The sequence below is a fragment of the Streptomyces sp. NPDC002044 genome (genome assembly GCF_040296725.1).
Classification (GTDB): Bacteria; Actinomycetota; Actinomycetes; order Streptomycetales; family Streptomycetaceae; genus Streptomyces; species Streptomyces antarcticus.
The window spans coordinates 44,857-52,225 of the sequence record NZ_JBEOXU010000037.1 but is presented as its reverse complement, the minus strand read 5'-3'; the positions used below and the strand labels follow the sequence as shown (position 1 = coordinate 52,225).

The window sequence follows — 7,369 nt, the reverse complement described above, 5'->3', positions numbered from 1 at the left end:
GGGGATCGCGCCCGTCACCTCGTCGTCGCGGATGGTCTCCACCCCGTTGACCCGTACGGACACGATCTCGCAGGCCCGCACCGCGGCGGCGGCCTCCGGCTCCAGCGCGCCCAGCTCCGCGATCCGGCCCGCCGCCCGGCGCGGGGACAACGCCCCGTCCGGGGGCACGCCCACGTCCCAGGCGGCGTCGCCCAGCTCCCGCCAGGCCGCCGCCACCTCACCGGTGCCCAGCCGGCGGGCCCGCACCCGGGTCCGCCACAGCAGCGGGAGCAGCGGGAGCGCGAGGACGGCCACCGCGGCCGCGGCCCAGCCGAGCACCACCAGCGGCGAGGTCCCGCCGCCGCCCGACGCGTTCTGCCGGAGCACCGGGCCGCCGCACTCGCCGAGCTTCTTCAGCTCCGGCGGGCAGTCCTCGGCCGCCGACGGCGCCGGGGCGGGCGCCGAAGCGCCCGTGGAGGGCAGCGGCGCGGGCGCCGACGGCTGGGCCGCCGGGGCCTGCGGCCGGGAGTAGTCCGGCACCGAGATGCCCGACCGCGGCGTCGGCTCGAAGCGGGTCCAGCCCACGCCCTCGAAGTACAGCTCGGGCCAGGCGTGCGCGTCCCGCATCGTCACGTTCACGTTGCCGTCCGGCTGCCGCTCGCCGGGGGTGAAGCCCACCGCGACCCGCGCCGGGATGCCGAGCGAACGGGACATCGCCGCCATCGAGAACGCGAAGTGGACGCAGAAGCCCTCCTTCTCGGCCAGGAAGCGGGCGACGGCCTGCGAGCCCGTCCCCGAGGCGGTCTTCGTGTTGTAGCGGAAGCCGCCGCTCACGGCGAAGTAGTCCTGTAGCTTCACGGCCCGCGTGTAGTCGTCCCGCGCGCCCTGCGTGACCTGGCGCGCCGTCTCCCCGACCACCGGCGGCAGCGTGTCCGGCAGCTTCGTGTACTCGGCCTGGACGGCCGCGTTCGGGGCGGGCGCGTTCTGCAGTTGCTGCGCCGTCGGCTTCAGCAGCAGGCTCCGTACGGTGTACTGCGCGCCCTGGACGTTCTGGAACCGCTCCTTGCCCAGCTGGTCCCCGACCAGGGTCCGGCCGGCCGGCTCGAAGCGCCACCTGCCGCGGACGTCGACCGCCGTCGCCGGGTACGGCATCGGGAGGTAGCGCTGGCTGTAGCCCTCGGCGGCCGAGATACTGGTCTGCACCTCCTGCGCGCCCTGGCGGACCTGATCGCCGAGCCCGGGCGGGTTCGGCAGCCGCTCGGGCACGTCGGTCAGCGCCCGGCCCGAGGCCTCCCACTTGACCCCGTTGAACTCGTCGAGCGCCAGGATCCGCAGGTACTGCTCGCCCTGCTGGGGGCTGTCCGTCCGGTACTTCAGCACCACCCGGTTGTCCTGCGCGTTCAGGCTGTTCTGCAGTGAGACCAGCGGATTGACCGCCGAGATCGTCCCGCCCGTACCGCCACCGCCGCCCCCGTCGCCGCCCTGCGGGCCCATCAGCCCGCTGCCGAGCGCCGGCAGCAGCGCGGGCACCACCAGCGCCAGGCCCAGGGCCGCCACGCCGATGCGCCGCCCGGTCCGCGCCGGAGCCGTCGCCCGGCCGCCGCCCGGTCCCGCGCCGAGGCCCGAGGCGGCCGACACCCGGCCGGACGGGGTGCCGCCGAAGACCCGGCCCCACTGCGCCAGCCGGTCGCGGCCCTCGCTCAGCAGCATCATCAGGTACCCGCCGCCCGCCAGCAGGAAGGAGACCCAGGAGGCTTCGCCCCCGCCCGACAGGCCCGCGGCCACCGAGTACAGCGCGAGCAGCGGCAGCCCGGCCGCCGCGGCGGTGCGCACGGTCACCGCCAGCAGGTCCACGAGCAGCCCGATCAGCAGCACCCCGGACACCAGCAGCAGCCGGATGCCGTCCGTGAGCGGGGCCGGGATCGCGTACTCGCCGACATCCATCGCGCCCTGCCGGAACAGCGCCCCGAAGTCCGTCACCAGGTACGCCACCGGACCGGAACCGCCGGACCCGGCCCGGCCGCCGAAGAAGAGCGCCAGCAGCAGCAGCGACACCAGCAGCTGTGCGGCCACGGTCAGCGAACGCGCCAGCGGCACCCGCCGCGCCCCGGCGCCCACCGCGCTCTGCACGGCCAGCAGCACCGCCGCCTGCGGCAGCCAGGTCGCCGACTCCACCAGCGGGGCCAGCGACCACGAGGTCAACAGCGTCGCCAGTGCCGCGAACAGCGTCAGTCTCGCGCGCCCGCTCATCCCCGACCTCCGGTGGTACCCGTGCCGGACGGAGCCCTCCCGGCCTGTCTCCACAGCTCGGCGAAGGCCACCCCGGGCGGGGCGGCCAGCGCCGTCCAGCCCGCGTCGCGCAGCCTGCGCAGCCGTTCCTCCACGGGGGGCAGCGCGTGCTCCTGCGCCGGACGGCCCGCCCAGGTGGCGGAGTCCAGCACGAAGGCGACCGCGCCCCCGGCGCGCTGGCGCATCTTCGCGGCCAGCTCCGTCTGTACGTCGTCCAGGTCGCCGAGGAAGGCGACGAGCAGACCGTCCCCGGCGTTGCCGCCGAAGCCGCTGCCGCGCACCGCGTCGTGCGCCCGCGAGAGCCCGGCGCCGTCGGAGTGCCCGACCACGGCGAGGGTGTCCATCATCAGCCCGGCGGCCGTCGCGGAGTCCTGCCCGCCGGAGGCGGAGAAGCCGCTGCCGCCGTCGCCGGGCACCGAGTCGCCGGTGTCCGTGAGGAGCCGCACCGAGAAGCCCCGCTCCAGGAGGTGCACCAGGGCCGAGGCGGCCCCGGACACCGCCCACTCGAACGCCGAGTCGGGGCCGGCGCCCTCGAAGGCCAGGCGCCGGGTGTCCAGCAGGACGGTCGCCCGGCTGCGCTGCGGCTGCTCCTCGCGGCGCACCATCAGCTCGCCGTAGCGGGCGGTGGAGCGCCAGTGGACCCGGCGCAGGTCGTCGCCGCGCCGGTAGGTGCGCGGGATCACGTCGTCGTCCCCGGCCAGGGCCAGCGAGCGGCGGGAGCCGTCGCCGTAGCCGGACGCCTCGCCGGCCAGGCGGACCGGCGGCAGCGGTTCGGTGCGCGGTATGACGGTGAGGGTGTCGTACGCGGAGAAGGAACGGGTCAGCTCGACCAGCCCGAAGGGGTCGCTCAGCCGCAGCTGGAGCGGGCCCAGCGGGTAGCGGCCGCGCAGATCGGAGCGGACTCGGTAGGACACCTCGCGGCGCCCCCCGGGCTCGACCCGGTCCAGTACGAAGCGGGGGCGCGGGCCCAGCACGTACGGCACCCGGTCCTGGAGCATCAGCAGGCCGGTGGGGAGGCGGGAGACGTTGTCCAGGCGCAGCTGGACCCGGGCCTCGGCGCCCGCGGAGACCCGCCCCGGGGTGAGCCGGCGGCTGCCGGACACCCGGTGGCGGGTGCGGTGCAGCGCCAGTACGCAGATCAGCGGCAGCACCGCCAGCAGCAGCCCGACCCGGAGCAGTTCGCCCTGCCCCAGTACGTACGCGCAGGCGGCGGCCGCGATCCCGGCGGCCAGGAACGAGCGGCCGCGCGTGGTCAGCCCGGACAGCGACGCGCGCAGCCCGCCGGCGCCGCGGCCCTCCTGCGCCGGGCCACCGGCGTCCATCAGAAGCCCCGGATGCCGGCGCCGGGCGGCATCTCGCCGCGGGCGTGCGCCGCGGGGACGGGGGTGCGCTGCAGGATGTCCTGGACGACCTGCTCGGCGGTGCGCCGGTTCAGCTGGGCCTGCGCGGTGAGCAGCAGCCGGTGCGCGAGGACCGGGGCGGCCAGCGCCTGGACGTCGTCGGGCAGGACGTACTCCCGGCCGGAGAGCGCGGCGGACGCCTTCACGGCGCGCAGCAGGTGCAGGGTGGCGCGGGGTGAGGCGCCCAGGCGCAGGTCCGGGTGGCTGCGGGTGGCGGAGACCAGGTCGACGACGTAGCGCCGGACGGGCTCGGCGACGTACACCTCGCGGACGGCCTCGATGAGCTTGACGATGTCGTGGGCGTGCGCGACGGCCGTCAGGTCGTCGAGCGGGGAGAGCCCGCCGTGCACGTCGAGCATCTGGAGCTCGGCCTCGGGGCTGGGGTAGCCGACGGAGACGCGGGCCATGAAGCGGTCGCGCTGGGCCTCGGGCAGCGGGTAGGTGCCCTCCATCTCCACCGGGTTCTGGGTGGCGACGACCATGAAGGGGGTCGGCAGCGCGTACGTGGTGCCGTCGATGGTGACCTGGTGCTCCTCCATCGACTCCAGCAGCGCGGACTGGGTCTTGGGCGAGGCGCGGTTGATCTCGTCGCCGATGACGATCTGCGCGAAGATCGCGCCCGGCTTGAACTCGAACTCGCGGCGCTGCTGGTCGTAGATGCTCACGCCGGTGATGTCGGAGGGCAGCAGGTCCGGAGTGAACTGGATGCGCTGCACCGAGCAGTCGATGGACTTGGCGAGCGTCTTGGCGAGCATGGTCTTGCCGACGCCGGGGACGTCCTCGATCAGCAGGTGTCCCTCGGCCAGCAGGACGGTCAGCGCGAGGCGCACGACCTCCGGCTTGCCCTCGATCACGCTTTCGACCGAGTGGCGCACGCGCTCCGCCGTGCTGGTCAGATCCGCGAGGCTCGCTCGGTCGTCATACGTCGTCACCTGGTTCTCCTCGGCCCTTTCCCAGGGCCGATCGCCTTGGCGCATGACCGGCCCACCCCGAAACACGGACACCGGTTCCGGGGGTTCCCGGAAGGCGTCTCCCCGCATTCTTGACGGCGTTACGGCCTTGTGTCACTCAAGAGCTGGGATCGATCTCCCGCAGGAGGCCGGTGTGCACGTCGAAGACGAAGCCTCGCACATCGTCCGTGTGCGGCAGGAAGGGGTTGGTCCGCACCCGCTGCATGGACTGGCGGACGTCCTGGTCGACGTCGCGGAACGCCTCCACGGCCCAGGCCGGGCGCTGGCCGACCTCGTCCTCGAGCTCGTGCCGGAAGTCCTCGGTCAGGCTTTCGAGGCCGCAGCCGGTGTGGTGGATGAGTATCACCGTGCGGGTCCCCAGGGCCCGCTGGCTGATGGTGAGGGAGCGGATGGTGTCGTCGGTGACCACGCCGCCCGCGTTGCGGATCGTGTGGCAGTCGCCGAGTTCCAGGCCGAGGGCGGCGTGCAGGTCGAGGCGGGCGTCCATGCAGGCCACGACGGCCACGCGCAGGACGGGGCGGGCGTCCATGCCGGGGTCGGCGAACTTCGCGGCGTACCGCCGGTTCGCCTCGACGAGACGGTCGGTGACGCCGTCCCCGGGGATCTCGGACACGGGCTCGGCGGGCAGGGATGCGGATGTCGTCATGGATACGACGTTAATGGTCACGGCTGGTCGGGGCAGTTGGTGAGGACGGACAAAGAAGGTCAACCGGCCTTGGTGTGAGCTAACCCACAGGGGTGAGGCGGAGGCGCCCATCCGAGTGATTCACGGCATTTGCCGCTTCCCCCGGAGAGCGTCGCACGGCGCGCGGGGCGGTTCGTTGACCGCGGCGACCGTTGCACTAAAGTGACGCGAACCGGCCGGAGCCCGGCCCTGACCGGCCGCCCGGCCCCCGATGAAACTCCGCGTGCGCGGCGCGTACGCACGGCCCGGCCCCTCCCGCTCACCGGCCCGGCCGGGGCCGGATTCCCCGGTGCCGCCGGACGGGTACCGCTCCCGAGCGGAGGGGGACCCGGCGGTGCGTGCGCGCGGTGCGCCGTTATCTGAGAGGGCGCTTTGACTAGCGAGTCCCGACATGTCCCGGTGATGCTCCAGCGGTGCCTGGACCTGTTGGCCCCGGCACTGGAGAGGCCCGGGGCCGTCGTCGTCGACTGCACCCTCGGCCTCGGCGGCCACAGCGAGGCCCTGCTCACCCGCTTCCCCGAGGCGCGCCTGATCGGCCTCGACCGCGACAAGGAGGCCCTGCGGCTCTCCGGCGAACGGCTCGCCCCCTTCGGCGACCGGGCCACCCTGGTCCACGCCATCTACGCCGATCTCGGCGAGGTCCTGGACGGGCTGCGTATCCCGGCCGTCCAGGGCATCCTCTTCGACCTCGGCGTCTCCTCCATGCAGCTCGACGAGGCCGACCGAGGGTTCGCGTACGCCCAGGACGCGCCGCTGGACATGCGGATGGACCAGACGACGGGCATCAGCGCCGCCGAGGTGCTCAACACCTACGCGCCGGGCGAGCTGGTGCGCATCCTGCGCCAGTACGGCGAGGAGAAGCAGGCCAAGCGGATCGTGTCCGCGGTCGTCCGGGAACGGGACAAGGAGCCCTTCACCAACAGCGCCCGGCTCGTCGAGCTGATCCGCGACTCCCTGCCCCAGGCGGCCAAGCGCACCGGCGGCAACCCCGCCAAGCGGACCTTCCAGGCCCTGCGCATCGAGGTCAACGGCGAGCTGTCGGGCCTGGAGCGCGCCATCCCGGCGGCCGTCGACCGGATCGCGGTCGGCGGCCGGATCGCGGTGCTCTCCTACCACTCGCTGGAGGACCGCCTGGTGAAGCAGGTCTTCGCGGCGGGCGCGACCTCCACGGCCCCGGCCGGGCTGCCGGTGGTCCCGGAGAAGTACCAGCCGAAGCTGAAGCTGCTCACGCGCGGCGCCGAGCTGCCGACCGAGGAGGAGATCGCCGAGAACCGGCGGGCCGCCCCGGCGCGCTGCCGCGGCGTCGAACGCATCCGGGAGGCGAAGCTGTGACGGCCGGGGGCGGCAAGGCGGGGAAGTTCGCCACGCTGACGCGCGGCCGGGCGGCCCGCGTCGGCCGGGCCCTCGGCGGCCGCCCCGGCGCACGTCCCGCGGGCTCCGCCGGACAGGCGGCCCGGATGCCGTTCGTCCTGCTCGTCGTGGCCCTGCTCGGCGGCGGCCTGATCAGCCTGCTGCTGCTGAACTCGGCGCTGAACGAGGGCTCCTTCCAGTTGAGCAAGCTGAAGAAGGAGACCACCGTCCTCACCGACGAGGAGCAGGCGCTCCAGCGCGACGTCGACGCCCGCTCCGCCCCCGACGCGCTCCAGCGCCGCGCGCAGGAGCTGGGCCTCGTCCCCGGCGGCAGCCCGGTCTTCATCAGTCCGGACGGCAAGGTCGCCGGCGCCGCCGCCCCGGCCGAGGCCCCGCCGCCGCCGTCCCCGCCTCCGTCCCCGGCACCCTCCCAGGGCCAGGCACCCGCCCAGGTGCCCTCCCAGACCCCGGGCGGGCCGCCGCCGGCCGCCGGCCCGTCGTCCTCGCCGGTTCCGGCCCCCGCGGCGCCCCCGTCGGCCGCCCCGCCCGGGCAGGCCCCGGCCGCCCCCAGTGGTTCCCAGCAGCCCAGCCAGCCCCCCGGAAGGTGACGTCGTGACGCGGACCCCTGCGGGACCCACCCCCGCCCCGCCCTCCCCCGGAACGGGCCGCAGCCCCCAAAACCCGGACGCGGCCCC

6 protein-coding genes are annotated in these 7,369 nt (G+C 74.9%); 2 read left to right on the top strand and 4 right to left on the bottom strand.

What is annotated here, in order from left to right:
- The 4 genes from ABT106_RS12810 to ABT106_RS12795 form a co-directional block, all read right to left on the bottom strand.
- A partial coding sequence (locus ABT106_RS12810; RefSeq protein ID WP_351275919.1) for a transglutaminase TgpA family protein occupies positions 1–2,229 on the bottom strand: 2,229 nt, incomplete at its 3' end.
- Complete coding sequence (locus ABT106_RS12805; protein ID WP_351275917.1) at positions 2,226–3,590, bottom strand: DUF58 domain-containing protein; 1,365 nt, start codon at positions 3,588–3,590, stop codon at positions 2,226–2,228. The genes ABT106_RS12805 and ABT106_RS12810, both read right to left, overlap by 4 nt.
- Entirely contained in the window at positions 3,590–4,600 is a 1,011-nt protein-coding gene (locus ABT106_RS12800; protein WP_351275915.1) for an AAA family ATPase, read from the bottom strand. The genes ABT106_RS12805 and ABT106_RS12800 overlap by 1 nt, the downstream gene beginning before the upstream one ends.
- A 136-nt stretch (positions 4,601–4,736) precedes the next feature.
- Positions 4,737–5,348, bottom strand: coding sequence for a beta-class carbonic anhydrase (locus ABT106_RS12795; protein WP_502979333.1), 612 nt, complete (start codon positions 5,346–5,348; stop codon positions 4,737–4,739).
- Positions 5,349–5,696: 348 nt separating this feature from the next.
- Between ABT106_RS12795 and rsmH the strand changes: the two genes are divergently transcribed.
- Both rsmH and ftsL read left to right on the top strand, forming a co-directional pair.
- Positions 5,697–6,656: a 16S rRNA (cytosine(1402)-N(4))-methyltransferase RsmH gene (gene rsmH / locus ABT106_RS12790; protein WP_351275911.1), complete on the top strand. Its 960-nt coding sequence runs from the start codon at positions 5,697–5,699 to the stop codon at positions 6,654–6,656.
- Positions 6,653–7,282, top strand: a complete 630-nt coding sequence (gene ftsL, locus ABT106_RS12785; RefSeq protein WP_351275909.1) for a cell division protein FtsL — start codon at positions 6,653–6,655, stop codon at positions 7,280–7,282. The genes rsmH and ftsL overlap by 4 nt, the downstream gene beginning before the upstream one ends.
- The last annotated feature ends 87 nt before the right edge of the window (positions 7,283–7,369 follow it).